This is a genomic window from Paraburkholderia sp., assembly GCF_035501035.1.
GTDB lineage: Bacteria > Pseudomonadota > Gammaproteobacteria > Burkholderiales > Burkholderiaceae > Paraburkholderia.
The window spans coordinates 15,777-29,137 of the sequence record NZ_DATJWR010000205.1 but is presented as its reverse complement, the minus strand read 5'-3'; the positions used below and the strand labels follow the sequence as shown (position 1 = coordinate 29,137).

Annotated in this window: 13 protein-coding genes and 1 tRNA gene; 7 read left to right on the top strand and 7 right to left on the bottom strand. The window is 65.1% G+C overall.

Features of this window, described 5'->3' with window-relative positions:
- Positions 1 to 7 precede the first annotated feature (7 nt).
- From VMJ11_RS14685 to VMJ11_RS14670, 4 genes are read left to right on the top strand one after another with little or no spacing between them, the layout of a single operon-like run.
- A complete protein-coding gene (locus VMJ11_RS14685; RefSeq protein ID WP_325620120.1) occupies positions 8 to 958 on the top strand; it encodes a branched-chain amino acid ABC transporter permease in 951 nt (316 codons plus the stop codon).
- A 16-nt stretch (positions 959 to 974) separates the two neighbouring features.
- Positions 975 to 2,144: an ABC transporter permease subunit gene (locus VMJ11_RS14680; protein WP_325620119.1), complete on the top strand. Its 1,170-nt coding sequence runs from the start codon at positions 975 to 977 to the stop codon at positions 2,142 to 2,144.
- Between the two features lie 18 nt (positions 2,145 to 2,162).
- Positions 2,163 to 2,939 carry an ABC transporter ATP-binding protein gene (locus tag VMJ11_RS14675; protein ID WP_325620118.1) on the top strand — a complete coding sequence of 259 codons (777 nt, stop codon included), beginning with the start codon at positions 2,163 to 2,165 and terminating at the stop codon, positions 2,937 to 2,939.
- Positions 2,939 to 3,655, top strand: a complete 717-nt coding sequence (locus VMJ11_RS14670; protein WP_325620117.1) for an ABC transporter ATP-binding protein — start codon at positions 2,939 to 2,941, stop codon at positions 3,653 to 3,655. The genes VMJ11_RS14675 and VMJ11_RS14670 overlap by 1 nt, the downstream gene beginning before the upstream one ends.
- 108 nt (positions 3,656 to 3,763) lie before the next feature.
- Here VMJ11_RS14670 and VMJ11_RS14665 read toward each other — a convergent pair whose 3' ends face one another.
- From VMJ11_RS14665 to VMJ11_RS14655, 3 genes are all read right to left on the bottom strand, one after another.
- Positions 3,764 to 4,225, bottom strand: a complete 462-nt coding sequence (locus tag VMJ11_RS14665) for a GNAT family acetyltransferase (protein WP_325620116.1) — start codon at positions 4,223 to 4,225, stop codon at positions 3,764 to 3,766.
- Between the two features lie 18 nt (positions 4,226 to 4,243).
- Positions 4,244 to 5,428: an acetylornithine transaminase gene (locus tag VMJ11_RS14660; protein WP_325620115.1), complete on the bottom strand. Its 1,185-nt coding sequence runs from the start codon at positions 5,426 to 5,428 to the stop codon at positions 4,244 to 4,246.
- Positions 5,429 to 5,772: 344 nt separating this feature from the next.
- On the bottom strand, positions 5,773 to 6,804 hold the full coding sequence (locus VMJ11_RS14655) for a CDP-6-deoxy-delta-3,4-glucoseen reductase (RefSeq protein WP_325620114.1): 1,032 nt from the start codon (positions 6,802 to 6,804) through the stop codon (positions 5,773 to 5,775).
- A gap of 117 nt (positions 6,805 to 6,921) precedes the next feature.
- On the opposite strand from VMJ11_RS14655, the gene VMJ11_RS14650 reads away from it, so the two are divergent.
- Positions 6,922 to 7,983 (top strand): NAD-dependent epimerase/dehydratase family protein, encoded by a 1,062-nt coding sequence (locus VMJ11_RS14650; RefSeq protein WP_325620113.1) that lies wholly within the window; start codon positions 6,922 to 6,924, stop codon positions 7,981 to 7,983.
- A 34-nt stretch (positions 7,984 to 8,017) separates the two neighbouring features.
- Here VMJ11_RS14650 and VMJ11_RS14645 read toward each other — a convergent pair whose 3' ends face one another.
- Positions 8,018 to 8,206, bottom strand: coding sequence for a hypothetical protein (locus VMJ11_RS14645; protein ID WP_325620112.1), 189 nt, complete (start codon positions 8,204 to 8,206; stop codon positions 8,018 to 8,020).
- 154 nt (positions 8,207 to 8,360) lie between these two features.
- Complete coding sequence (locus tag VMJ11_RS14640; RefSeq protein ID WP_325620111.1) at positions 8,361 to 9,068, bottom strand: 16S rRNA pseudouridine(516) synthase; 708 nt, start codon at positions 9,066 to 9,068, stop codon at positions 8,361 to 8,363.
- A 358-nt stretch (positions 9,069 to 9,426) separates the two neighbouring features.
- Here VMJ11_RS14640 and poxB point away from each other — a divergent pair, with 358 nt between their 5' ends.
- Positions 9,427 to 11,145 (top strand): ubiquinone-dependent pyruvate dehydrogenase, encoded by a 1,719-nt coding sequence (gene poxB, locus VMJ11_RS14635; protein WP_325620110.1) that lies wholly within the window; start codon positions 9,427 to 9,429, stop codon positions 11,143 to 11,145.
- A 73-nt stretch (positions 11,146 to 11,218) separates the two neighbouring features.
- Here poxB and VMJ11_RS14630 read toward each other — a convergent pair.
- Positions 11,219 to 11,303 (bottom strand) — tRNA-Leu (locus VMJ11_RS14630).
- 124 nt (positions 11,304 to 11,427) lie between these two features.
- Positions 11,428 to 12,813, bottom strand: coding sequence for an oxygen-independent coproporphyrinogen III oxidase (hemN, locus tag VMJ11_RS14625; protein ID WP_325620109.1), 1,386 nt, complete (start codon positions 12,811 to 12,813; stop codon positions 11,428 to 11,430).
- 240 nt (positions 12,814 to 13,053) lie between these two features.
- Here hemN and VMJ11_RS14620 point away from each other — a divergent pair, with 240 nt between their 5' ends.
- Entirely contained in the window at positions 13,054 to 13,353 is a 300-nt protein-coding gene (locus VMJ11_RS14620; RefSeq protein WP_325620108.1) for a YkgJ family cysteine cluster protein, read from the top strand.
- Positions 13,354 to 13,361: the final 8 nt, after the last annotated feature.

Genomic DNA, 13,361 nt, shown 5'->3' with positions numbered 1-13,361 from the left:
GCATTAAATGGATATTTTCATCCAGCAGATCCTGAATGGGCTGGTGCTTGGCAGCATCTACGCCATCATCGCACTGGGCTACACCATGGTGTACGGGATTCTGGGCATCATCAACTTCGCGCACGGCGACGTGCTCATGGTAGGCGCCATGGTCGCGCTCTCCGCGATCACTGTGCTGCAGAATCATTTCCCGGGCCTCGGGCACGTTCCCACGCTGTGCATTGCACTGGTGATCGCCGCAGTCGTCTGCGCACTGGTCGGGTACACGATCGAAAAGGTCGCGTACCGACCGCTGCGCCGCGCCCCGCGTCTCGCGCCGCTGATCACCGCGATCGGGGTGTCGATCCTGCTGCAGACGCTCGCCATGATCATCTGGGGCCGCAATCCGCTGGCGTTCCCCCAGCTCATCTCGACCGATCCGATCAACGTCATCAAGCCGTCTGACACCGGCGTGGGCGCCGTGATCTCGCCGACCGAAATCGTCATCATCGTCGTGGCGTTCCTCGTGATGGCGGGGCTGCTCCTCCTCGTGCACAAGACCAAGCTCGGCCGCGCCATGCGCGCCATCGCCGAGAACCCGAACGTCGCGAGCCTGATGGGCGTGAACCCGAACTTCGTGATCTCGGCCACCTTCATGATCGGCTCGGCGCTCGCAGCGCTGGCCGGCGTGATGATCGCTTCGGAATACGGCAACGCGCACTTCTACATGGGTTTCATCCCCGGCATGAAGGCCTTCACGGCTGCGGTGCTGGGTGGTATCGGCAACCTCGGCGGCGCGATGGTCGGCGGCGTGGTGCTCGGCCTGATCGAGCAGCTCGGCGCGGGCTACATCGGCAATCTGACCGGCGGGGTGTTCGGCAGTAACTATCAGGACGTGTTCGCATTCATCGTGCTGATCGTCGTGCTCGTGTTCCGTCCGTCGGGGCTTCTGGGCGAACGTGTCGCGGACCGCGCATAAGAGGGAGTAGCACAACATGACTTCAATTCAACCGATCGAGCCGTCGACGACGCTCATCCCCGAAAAGAACACGACGAAGACCCTCGCGGTGGGCATCGTGACGGCCATCGTCGTGGCCGCGCTGCCCTTCGTGGTCGGCGCCACGGGCGGCAACTACTGGGTGCGCGTGCTCGACTTCGCGATGCTGTACGTGATGCTCGCGTTGGGCCTGAATGTGGTGGTGGGCTTCGCCGGCCTGCTGGATTTGGGCTATATCGCGTTCTACGCGGTGGGCGCCTACACGGCCGCACTGCTGACTTCGCCGCACCTCACCACGCAGTTCGCGTGGATCGCCAACATGTTCCCGGGCGGCATGCATACGCCGTACTGGATCGTGGTGCCGTGCGCGATGGCGCTCGCCGCGCTGTTCGGCGTGCTGCTCGGCGCGCCGACACTGCGTCTGCGCGGCGACTACCTCGCGATCGTGACCCTGGGCTTCGGGGAAATCGTTCGTATCTTCATGAACAACCTCGACCGTCCGCTGAACATCACCAACGGGCCGCAGGGCATCACCGGCGTGGCACCGCTGCAGGTCGCGGGCTTCAACCTCGCGCAGCCGCACGAGGTGTTCGGCTTCACGTTCACGTCGGTCTATATGTATTACTACGTGTTCGTGATCTGCGCGCTGCTCGTGATCTGGGTGTGTACGCGCCTGCAGCACTCGCGCATCGGCCGCGCCTGGGCCGCGATCCGCGAAGACGAAATCGCGGCGAAGGCCATGGGCATCAACACGCGGAACGTGAAGCTGCTCGCTTTCGCGATGGGCGCCTCGTTTGGCGGTCTTTCGGGTGCGATGTTCGGCGCGTTCCAGGGCTTCGTTTCGCCGGAATCGTTCACGTTCTGGGAATCGGTCGTCGTGCTCGCCTGCGTGGTGCTGGGCGGCATGGGCCACATTCCGGGCGTGATCCTCGGCGCGGTGCTGCTCGCGATCTTCCCCGAATTCCTGCGCTCGACGATGGGCCCGCTGCAGCATGCGCTGTTCGGCCATGAGATCGTCGATACCGAAGTCATTCGCCAGCTGCTCTACGGCCTCGCAATGGTCGTCATCATGCTTTACCGCTCGGAAGGCCTGTGGCCCGCGGCGAAGCACGAAGACAAGATCGCGAAGATCGCCAAGCGTGCCAGCAAGAAGCCGGTGCGCGCATAAGGACACGGAGAACCCAATATGAGCAACAAACCCATCCGCCTGTCCGTGAAGGGCGTGAATAAACGCTTCGGCGGCCTGCAGGCGCTCTCCGATGTCGGTCTGCAGATTGAGGAAGGCACGATCTACGGCCTGATCGGCCCGAACGGCGCCGGCAAGACCACGTTCTTCAACGTGATTACCGGTCTCTACACGCCCGACTCGGGCGAATTCAAGCTCGACGGCGAGGCCTACACGCCCACCGCCGTCTATCAGGTGGCGAAGGCGGGCATTGCGCGCACATTCCAGAACATTCGCCTCTTTGGCGGCATGACCGCGCTCGAGAACGTGATGGTGGGCCGTCACGTGCGCACGAAGCACGGCCTTTTGGGCGCCGTGTTCCAGACGCCGGCTGAGCGCAAGGAAGAGCGCGAGATCAAGGAGCGCGCGCTCGAACTGCTCGAATACGTGGGCATCGCGCAGTACGCGGACTACACGTCGCGCAATCTTTCGTATGGCCACCAGCGCCGTCTGGAAATCGCGCGCGCGCTCGCGACCGATCCGAAGCTGCTCGCGCTCGACGAGCCGGCAGCCGGCATGAACGCGACCGAAAAGGTGGAACTCACGCGCCTGCTCGACAAGATCCGCGCCGATGGCAAGACCATCCTGCTGATCGAGCACGACGTGAAACTGGTGATGGGCCTGTGCAACCGGATGACAGTGCTCGACTATGGCAAGGTGATCGCAGAGGGTCTGCCGCATGACGTGCAGAAGGACCCGAAGGTGATCGAGGCGTATCTGGGTGCGGGGGTTCACTGATGTCTACACCGGTTCTGAAAATCAAGGGCCTGCAGGTCAACTATGGCGGGATCCAGGCGGTCAAGGGCGTCGACATGGAGGTTCGCGCGGGCGAGCTCGTCACGCTGATCGGCGCGAACGGCGCCGGCAAGACGACCACCATGAAGGCGATCACGGGTCTGAAGCCGTACTCGGCAGGCGACATCGAATACATGGGCAAGTCGATCAAGGGCGTGCCGGCGTTCGAGCTTCTGAAGCGCGGCCTCGCGATGGTGCCGGAAGGCCGCGGCATCTTCGCGCGCATGTCGATCCTCGAGAACATGCAGATGGGCGCGTACCTGCGCAACGACAAGGACGGCATCCAGAAGGACGTCGAGCGCATGTTCGGCTTCTTCCCGCGCCTGAAGGAGCGTGCCACGCAGCTCGCGGGCACGCTCTCGGGCGGCGAGCAGCAAATGCTGGCCATGGCGCGCGCGATCATCAGCAAGCCGAAGCTTCTGCTGCTCGACGAGCCTTCGATGGGGCTCTCGCCGATCATGGTCGAGAAGATCTTCGAGGTGGTGCGCACGATCTCGTCGGAAGGCATCACGGTGCTGCTCGTTGAGCAGAACGCGCGTCTCGCGCTGCAGGCGGCCAACCGTGGCTACGTGATGGACTCGGGTCTCGTGACGATGGAAGGCGAGGCGAAACTGATGCTCGACGATCCGAAGGTGCGCGCGGCGTACCTGGGTGAATGAGTGGGTGAGTGAGTCGGCGGGTCACGCCTCGCGCGGTTCTCGCGACCGCGCAAAAAAAAGCCGCATGGGTCTCGCACCCATGCGGCTTTTTTCATGTCGCTATGCGAGTCAGGCGATCGCTTCGGACTCCCTGGCAGTGAGGCGCTTGCCGAGACTCACCACGGCATCGGCTCGATAGCCGAGGCGCTCGTAGAAGCCGAGCACATCGGGCTTGTCGGCGAGCACCTGGAGGTTGAGCTTCAGACAGCCCATCGCAGCCAGTGCGCTTTCCGCGTGACGCACGAGCCGAGTGCCGACGCCAAGGCGCCGCGAATCCGGCATGACCGCGACCGAATAGAGCCAGCCGCGATGCCCGTCGTAACCCGCCATTGCCGTGCCGACGAGCGCGCCGTCTTCGTCGCGTGTGGCGACGAAGAAGAGTTCAGGCTGCGTGCCGAGCTTGTTCGCGATCGACAGGCGCGGATTGCGGTGCGGCCGGCTCGGATCGTTGTACTCGGGAAACGCTTGCAGCCAGAGCGCGATTACCGCTTCGGTGTCGGCTTCGCTGAAGACACGGATCGAGATGGACATCGCGAGCGCTCCGTTCGATTACAGCGAGTCGAGCACGGTGCGCAGCATCGCCATCATCTGGTCGATCTCTTCGTTCGTCACGTTGAGCGCCGGCATGAAGCGCAGCAGGTTCGGGCGCGCGGCGTTGAGCAGCAGGCCGTCCGGCTGCATGAGGCGAGCCTTCTCGACGATCTGCGTGCCGATGTCCTTGCCGAGCAGCAGCGCGCGTAGCAGCCCGTCGCCGCGTTCGCCCTCGAAGCCGCGCTCGGCCGAGAGCTCGAGCAGCTTTTCGCGCAGATACTCGCCGCGCGCGCGCACGCCTTCGAGGAAGCCCGGCGCGACCAGTTGCGAGATCACCGAATAGCCCACCGCGGTCATCAGCGGATTGCCGTTGTACGTGCCGCCTTGATCGCCTGCTTCGAACACGGCGATCTCCTTTTTCGCGAGCAGCGCTGCGAGCGGCACGCCGCCGCCGATGCCCTTGCCGAGCGTCATGATGTCCGGCTCGATGCCCGAGAGTTCGTAGGCGAAGAGCGTGCCTGCGCGGCCGCAGCCGCTCTGCACTTCGTCGACGATCAGCAGGATGCCGTGCTTTTGCGTGAGCGCGCGCAGTTGCTGCATGAATTCGCGTGTGGCGGGAATCACGCCGCCTTCGCCCTGGATCGGCTCGAGCATCACGGCGACGGTCTTTGCGCTGATGAGCTTTTCAACCGAGGCGATGTCGTTGAGGTCGGCCTTCGGGAAGCCCGGTACCTGCGGCGCGTAGATCGTGTCCCAGCCGGCTTTGCCGCTCGCCGACATCGTGGCGATCGTGCGGCCGTGGAAGCTGTGGTCGAACGTGATGATCTCGTAGGCGCCGTCGCGGAACTTCTTGCCCCACTTGCGCGCGAGCTTGATCGCGCCTTCGTTGGCTTCGGCGCCGCTGTTGGCGAAGAACACCTTGTCGAAGCAGCTGTGCTCGGTGAGCAGACCCGCGAGCTTCGCCATCGGCTCGTTGTAGAAGGCCGGCGACGGGTTGATGAGCAGGCGCGCCTGCTTTTCGAGCGCCTCGATCATGCCCTCGTTGCAGTGCCCGAGGCTGTTGACGGCCCAGCCCTGGATGAAGTCCAGATATCGCTTGCCCTCGTTGTCGTAGAGCCACGACCCCTTGCCATGCGTGAAAACGATTTCGGGCCGGTTGGTGATGTACATCAGCGACTCGATCGGGTACTCGGAAAAATTCATGGCAACGGGCTCCGCGCTGGGGTTGCAAAAAGGGTGGGATAGAAGCCGCAAAACACGGCGGAAAAACAAAAAGCCACGGACAGGCCGTGGCTTTCGTGATTCGAACTACATGTGCGTTGCGGGTTCAACCCGTGTGTGCAACGCGCGTCCGCGACCAGGCCAGGCCCTACAAGGGGGGCGAGCGTCGACGTCGAAGGGCGGACAAGATGCAGTTCATGGGCGCAAGAATACGACAAGCGCAGCGGCGATGTAAACCGTCAATGCGCGGGCAGCCGAAGAATTTTTCGTGACGGCTGCCCTGAAGGTTCATGGATTGCGCGCGCAACGAAGCGCTCGCGAGTGCTTCAGACGGCGTTCGCGAGGTCTGCGGCACTCGTGAACGAGTCCGCGTAGAACTCGTCTTCGGGCAGGCCGTGGTGCTGTGAGAAGTCGCGCTGGGCCGATTCGACCATCACCGGCGCGCCGCACGCGTAGACCTGGTAGCCCGAGAGATCGGGCAGGTCTTCGATCACGGCGCGGTGCACGAAGCCCGTGCGGCCGGTCCAGTTGTCGTCGGCGGCGGGCTCGGAGAGCACGGGCACGAAGCGGAAGTTCGGAATGTCCTTCGCCCATTGCGCGGCGAGATCCATCAGGTACAGGTCTTTCTTCTGGCGCGCGCCCCAGTAGAGCGTCATAGGGCGGTTCAGGTTCTTGTGGACCGCGTGCTCGACGATCGCCTTGAGCGGCGCGAAGCCGGTGCCCGAGGCGAGCAGCACGATGGGCTTATCGGAATCCTCGCGCAGGAAGAACGTGCCGAGCGGCGCCTCGAAGCGCAGGATGTCGCGCTCTTTCATCTGCGTGAAGACGTGGTCAGTGAACTTGCCGCCCGGCATATGGCGGATGTGCAGTTCGAGCGGGCCTTCCTCGTGCGGCGCGCTTGCCATCGAGTAGCAGCGGCGCGTGCCGTCCTTGAGGATGAATTCGAGGTACTGGCCGGCGAGGTATTGCAGGCGTTCGTTGGCGGGCAACTGCAGCTTCAGGACGATGACGTCGTCGGCCTTGCGTTCGATGGCGGCGATGCGCGTAGGCAGCTTGCGCACCTGCACGTCGCCCACCCCCGCGACTTCGCGGATATCGATCGAGAGGTCGCTCTGCGCCGTCGCACAGCAGAAGAGGGCCATGCCGCGCGTTCTCTCGTCGTTGGAGAGCGCCGAGGCCGCGTGAGCGCGCTGCTCGACTTCGCCGCTGCAGACCGTGCCCTTGCACGAGCCGCATGCGCCGTTCTTGCAGCCATACGGCAGGCCGACGCCTTGGCGCAGCGCCGCGTTGAGGATGGGTTCGTCGGGCTCGACCTGGAATTGCCGGCCGCTTTGCTTGAGCGTTACGTTGAAAGCCATGTTCGGGGAAGCGTAAGTCTGTAATCCGAGGGTTGAATCCGGTTGCCTGCGGCGTGTTCCCGGGTTTTCCAATGCCGGCCTTCGCCGCGAGGCCCGGGCCGCTAAAATGGTTCCACCATGATTGCCACACGAACCTTGCGCCGTGCGCGCATCCTGATTGTCGGTTGCGGCGACGTCGGCCTGCGCTGCGTCGCCCAGTTGCGCGAGCGGCCGGACCGCGCGCGCGTTTTCGCACTGATGCGCCGCCCGGAACGCGAGCAGGCACTGCGGGCCGCGGGCGCGGTGCCGGTACGCGGCGACCTCGACGCACGCGCGAGCCTCGCGCGGCTCGCCGGACTGGCGAGCACCGTGCTGCATCTCGCTCCGCCACAGAAGTCCGGTGACGACGACCTGCGCACGCGCCGGCTGATCGCGGCGCTCACGGCGCGCCGGCGTGCTGCGGCTCGCCCCGCGTTGGCGGGCATCTCATCGCCTGCTTTGCGTCCCGCATTGCGTCCCAATTATCGTCGCGCGTCTGGCCGCGTTGCATGCTTTGGACCGTGCGCTATTGTACCCGAGCGCACCAGGCGCCTCCGTCGCGCCCAGCGCAAGCACCTGACGCTCGTCTATGCCAGCACGACGGGGGTGTACGGCGATTGCGGCGGCGCGCGCATCGACGAAACTCGCGCGGTGCAGCCCGCCAACGCCCGTGCGGTACGCCGCGTCAGCGCCGAACGGCTACTGCGCCGCGCGACGGCGCGCGGCGCGCTGAACGCCACGATTGCGCGCATTCCGGGCATCTATGCGGCAAACCGGCTTCCGCTCGCGCGGCTGGAAAAGCGCACGCCGGCGCTCGTGGAGCGCGACGACGTCTACACGAGCCACATCCACGCGGACGACCTCGCGACCATCCTCCTGCGCCTCGCGACCCACGGCCGCCCCGCACGCACGATACACGCGTGCGACGACAGCGAACTGAAGATGGGCGAATATTTCGACCGCGTGGCCGACGCCTTCGGTCTCGCGCGCGCGCCGCGCGTAAGCCGCGCGCAAGCCGAGCAGGCACTCGATCCGGTCTTGCTCTCGTTCATGCGGGAGTCGCGCCGGCTCGCGAACAAGCGGCTCAAGCGCGAACTGCGCGTGCGTTTGCGTTATCCCGATGTGGATGCGTTCTTGCGCACGCTGCCGCCGCACCCATGAAGTCGGGTGGGCGGCGCGGCGCAAAGCGTGCCGTTCACGTGATGGCCGGCAGCGCTTCGAGCAGGAGGAAGCAGAACAGCGCCCCAATGAGCGCCCCGATCAGGTTCGGATGATACCGATGCCGTCTGTGCATCGACGCGAGCAGCCCACCAATCAGAACCGCGCCCAGCGCCACGAATGCCATCAACACGAATGAGAATTCGAATGTCCCGTTGATGATCATGATGCCCCTCCTTGCAGCTTGTAATCGTTGTTTAAACGAGTATAGGGCGGAACGTCAGCAAGGACATGCTGCAGCGCGGCGTAAAAGGCGCGTGATTGCGGGGCCGCAAGCGTGAGCTCGCGCGGGGATGCGCGTGAGCGGCGTACGTGGCGATTCAGCCCTTGTTGCGCAGCGCGTCGAGGGCGGCCGCGTCGAGCCACTGCCAGGCGCCCGGGGCCAGACCCGCAGGCAGGGCAAAGCCGCCGATACGCTCGCGATACAGCGCCTCCACACGGTTGCCCGCCGCCGCGACCATCCGTTTGACCTGGTGATATTTGCCTTCGAGCACGGTCAGTTCGAGCTCGTGTTCCCCGCGCGCGGTCGCCGCGACAGCGGCGCTCGGCTCACGTTCGCCGTGCAGCAGGACGCCTTCGCGCAAGGCTTTCAATTGGGCGTCGTCGAGGGGATGGCGCGTGGTCGCCACATAGACCTTCGGCACCTTGCGCCTGGGCGACGTGAACGCGTGGACGAACTGGCCGTCGTCGGAGAGCAGCAAGAGGCCGGTCGTATCCTGATCGAGGCGGCCGACGCATTGCACGTTGCGCTCGGCGAACTGCGGCGGCAGCAGATGAAACACGCTCAGATGATGTTGCGGATCGCGCGAGCATTCGTAGCCCGCGGGCTTGTTGAGCGCAATGTAGGCGCGCTCGTGAAACGGCCACGGCGTGCCGTCCACGCTGAAGACGAGGCCTGCCGTGTCGAACGTGGCGTGCGGGTCGGTGCACGGCTCGCCCGCAATGGCGACGCGCGCGTCGGTGATGATCGCGCGGCACTGGCGGCGCGAGCCGAAACCCTGCGTGAAGAGAATGCTTTCGAGATTCATGACGGACGGCGAACAGCGTGGAGCGGGGTATTGTAGCGGGGACGCGCAGCCAGGAACGCGTGCTCCGGGACGCGCAGCTGAGTACGCTTCCTCCAGGGGGCGGCGCGCAGCCCGACGGCCGGTTCGCGGACGTCGCCCCGTGCGCCCCTGCTCCGATCCGCCGCGTACGCCTCGACTACGCATTCCGGGAGGAAGGCGTAACGTAGCGCGAAGTATCGGCAGTTCCGGCCAGATTGCCGGATGTGCGAGGCACGGCCCGCCTGCGGATGCCCATCCCCATTTCCTCTCGCGCAGTGCCAGGCCCGAGGCCCCGACCCCAACGCACGCGCTGCGCCCGACGGCTCACCTGGAGAACACCATGGCGAAGACGATTGCGGATCATTTGGCGAAAACGCTCGAGGCAGTCGGCGTCGAGCGCATCTGGGGGGTGACCGGCGACAGCCTGAACGGCCTGTCGGCGAGCCTGCGCAAGCTCGGCACGATCCGCTGGATGCATACGAGGCACGAGGAGGTTGCGGCTTTCGCCGCGGGCGCCGAAGCCGCGGCAACCGGCCGGCTCTCCGTGTGCGCCGGCAGCTGCGGGCCCGGCAACCTGCATCTCATCAACGGTCTTTACGACTGCCATCGCAACCGTTCGCCGGTGCTCGCGATCGCGGCGCACATTCCGTCGACGGAGATCGGCCTCGGCTATTTCCAGGAGACGCATCCAACCGAGATCTTTCGCGAGTGCAGCCACTACGTCGAACTGGTGACGAACGCCTCGCAGTTCCCGCGCGTGCTCGACACGGCGCTGCGCACGGCGATCGACCAGAAGGGCGTTGCCGTGATCGTGCTGCCTGGCGACGTCGCGCTTCTCGAAGCGTCCGACGAGGAGCCGGCCTGGGCGCAGGCGGCCCGGCCGGCGACGCTGCCTTCCTCTGCCGATCTCGACCGGCTCGCCGATCTGCTGAACCGCTCCGAGGCGGTGACGCTCTTGTGTGGCAGCGGCTGCAAAGGCGCGCACGACGAAGTGGTGGCGTTCGCGGATGCGCTCGGCGCGCCGACCGTGCACGCGCTGCGTGGCAAGCAGTATGTCGAATGGAATAACCCGTACGACGTGGGCATGACGGGGCTGATCGGCTTCAGCTCGGGCTATCACGCGATGATGTCGTGCGACACGCTCGTGATGCTCGGCACGGACTTCCCGTATCGCAACTTCTATCCGCAGCACGCGAACATCGTGCAGATCGACCGCGACGCGGCCGCGCTCGGCAAGCGCGCGCCGCTCACGCTCGGTCTAATCGGCGACGTGCGTGAGACGTTGCGTTTGCTTGCGCCGAAGCTCACGCGCAAGACCGATCGGCGCTTCATCGAGCGCGCGCGCGAGCACTACGCGAACGCGCGCAAGGGGCTCGACGATCTTGCGACTCCGGCGGCCGCGGGCAAGCCGCTGCATCCGCAATACGTGGTGTCGCGCCTCGACGCGATCGCCGAGGACGATGCGATCTTCGCAGTCGACGTCGGCACGCCCACGCTCTGGGCCGCGCGCTACCTGACGATGAACGGCCGGCGCCGGCTGCACGGCTCGTTCAACCATGGCTCGATGGCCAACGCGATGCCGCAGGCGCTCGGCGCGCAGGCGGCGCACGCGGGGCGCCAGGTGATCTCGCTCTCGGGCGACGGCGGCCTTTCGATGCTGCTCGGCGACATCCTCACGACGCGCCAGCTCGATTTGCCAATCAAGATCGTAGTCCTGAACAATGGGTCGCTTGGCTTTGTCGCGATGGAGATGAAGGCGGCCGGCTACGTCGAAACGGGCACCGATCTCGCGCCCACCAATTTCGCGGATATCGCGAAAGGCGCGGGGCTTTTCGGCGTGCGCGTGGAGACATCGGAGGCGCTCGACGATGCGCTGCGTGAGGCGTTTGCGCATGCGGGGCCGGCGCTCGTCGACGTGGTCACGACGAAGCACGAACTGGCGATGCCACCGAAGCTGCAATGGGCACACGCGAAGGGGTTCAGCCTCTACATGCTGCGCGCCGTGTTGAGCGGGCGCGGAGACGAGGTGGTGGAGCTGGCGCAGACTAACTTGCGCTGAAAGCGAAAAAACCCGCGAAGCCTTGTGCTGTCGCGGGTTTCTGTACTTCACCGGACCTTGCCGGAATATTCTTTGGTGCCTCGGGCCGGAATCGAACCGGCACTCCTTTCGGAACCGGATTTTGAGTCCGGCGCGTCTACCAATTTCACCACCGAGGCGTTTTGAACTTGCTCAGCTACTTCCATCAGTTACTTTCATCAGGCACCCTCATGCAGGGCGCTCGAAGTAGCCGGATATTATGACGCAAGTCGCCCGCGGAGGCAACCACAGCCGGGGAGCCCATCAAATCGTGCGCGAAAACCGCATGGGCTGCTGCGCGCCGAGATAGCGGTCGAACACCATGGCGATGTTGCGCACGAACATGCGTCCGGCGGGCAGCACCTCGAGCCGGTTGGTGCTGCGGGCAACGAGGCCGTCGCGTTCGAACTCGCCCAGCCGATCGAGTTCGGCGGCAAAGGCCGCCGGGAAGCGCACGCCATAGGCCGCTTCGAACTCGTCATAACGCAGCTCCAGGTTACACATGAGCTCGGTGATGATGTCGCGGCGCAGGCGGTCGTCGGCGGTGAGTCGCACGCCCCGGGTGATCGCGAGCGTTCCCGCGTCGATGGCCGCACCGTACCCGGGCAGATCCTTCGCGTTTTGCGCGTAGACATCGCCGACCTTGCCTATCGACGAGGCGCCGAAGCCGATCAGGTCGCAGTCAGCGCGCGTGCTATAGCCCTGGAAGTTGCGATGCAACGTGCGTTGCGCCTGGGCGCGCGCGAGTTCGTCGGTGGGCAGCGCGAAATGATCCATGCCGATGTACACGTAACCCGCGTCGGTCAGCTGCTCGATCACGAGCTGAAGCAGCGCGAGTCGCGTGGCCGGCGTGGGCAACGCGCTTGCGTCCATCTGCCGCTGCATCTTGAACAGATGTGGCATGTGCGCGTAACCGAACACCGAGATGCGATCGGGCGCGAGCAGCAGCATGGTGTCGAGCGTGCGGCGAAAGCTTTTGACGCTCTGGTGCGGCAGGCCGTAGATCAGATCGACGCTGATCGACTCGAAACCGTTCGCGCGCGCGGCGTTCATGACGTCGACAGTCAGTTCGAGCGGCTGCACGCGGTTGACCGCACGTTGCACGACCGGATCGAAGTCCTGTACGCCGAGGCTCAGCCGGTTGAAGCCGAGCGCGCGCAGGTGCGCGATGGTCTGCGCCGAGGCCTCGCGCGGGTCGATTTCGATCGAGTATTCGCCTTCGTCGCCGGGCAGCAGCGCGAAGTGTTCGCGCGTTGCGGCCATGAGCGCGCTCATTTCGTCGAGCGACAGAAAGCTGGGCGTGCCGCCGCCCCAGTGCAGTTGCGAAACGGGGCGCTTCGTATCGAACAGTGTGGCCTGCAGTTCCAGCTCGCGGATCATCTGCTCGACATACGGCTTCGCGCGGTTGCGGTTCTTTGTCGCGATCTTGTTGCAGCCGCAATAGAAGCAGACGGTATCGCAGAACGGGACGTGGAAGTACAGCGAGAGATCGGTTTCGCTGGCGCCGGGATCGGTGGCGGCGCGGCAGTAGTCGGCGGGATCGAAGTCGTCGCGGAACTGCAGGGCGGTGGGGTAGGACGTGTAGCGCGGGCCGTTGGCGCCGTATTTGGCGAGCAGGTCGGGGCGAAAGAGCAGGTCGGCGTCGCTCATGCAGGGGTCTCGTGGAAAGTCGGCGCGTTGGCAGGCGGCGTCCCGGTGCCGCGGACGGCCGCGCACAGGCGACAAGCGTTGCAGCACCAGACCGACAAAGTGTAGGAGCGCGTCGGAACTAGCGATTGTGTAAAAAGGTCGCATGCGGGCGATGGCACAATGCGGTTGGTCCGCCGCGATGCCCAAGGCTGCGCGCCGTAGACGTTTCGCCAGATTTCGCCAGCGTTTCAGGAAGCCAAATTGAATACCGTTCGCCAACCCGATGTCTCAGCCCATGCTTGCCGTCCCGGTTGTGGCGCGTGTTGCATCGCGCCGTCCATTACGAGCGCGATTCCGGGTATGCCCGGCGGGAAGCCCGCCGGCGTGCGCTGCATCCAGCTCGGCGACGACGAACGCTGCAAGCTATTCGGTGACCCGCGACGCCCCGCAGTCTGTAGCGGTCTGGCGCCTTCGTCGGAAATGTGCGGCGACAATCGCGACGCTGCAATCCAGTGGTTGTCAAAGCTCGAAGTGTTGACTTCACCAATGGTGCCAAGCTGAAGATTCCA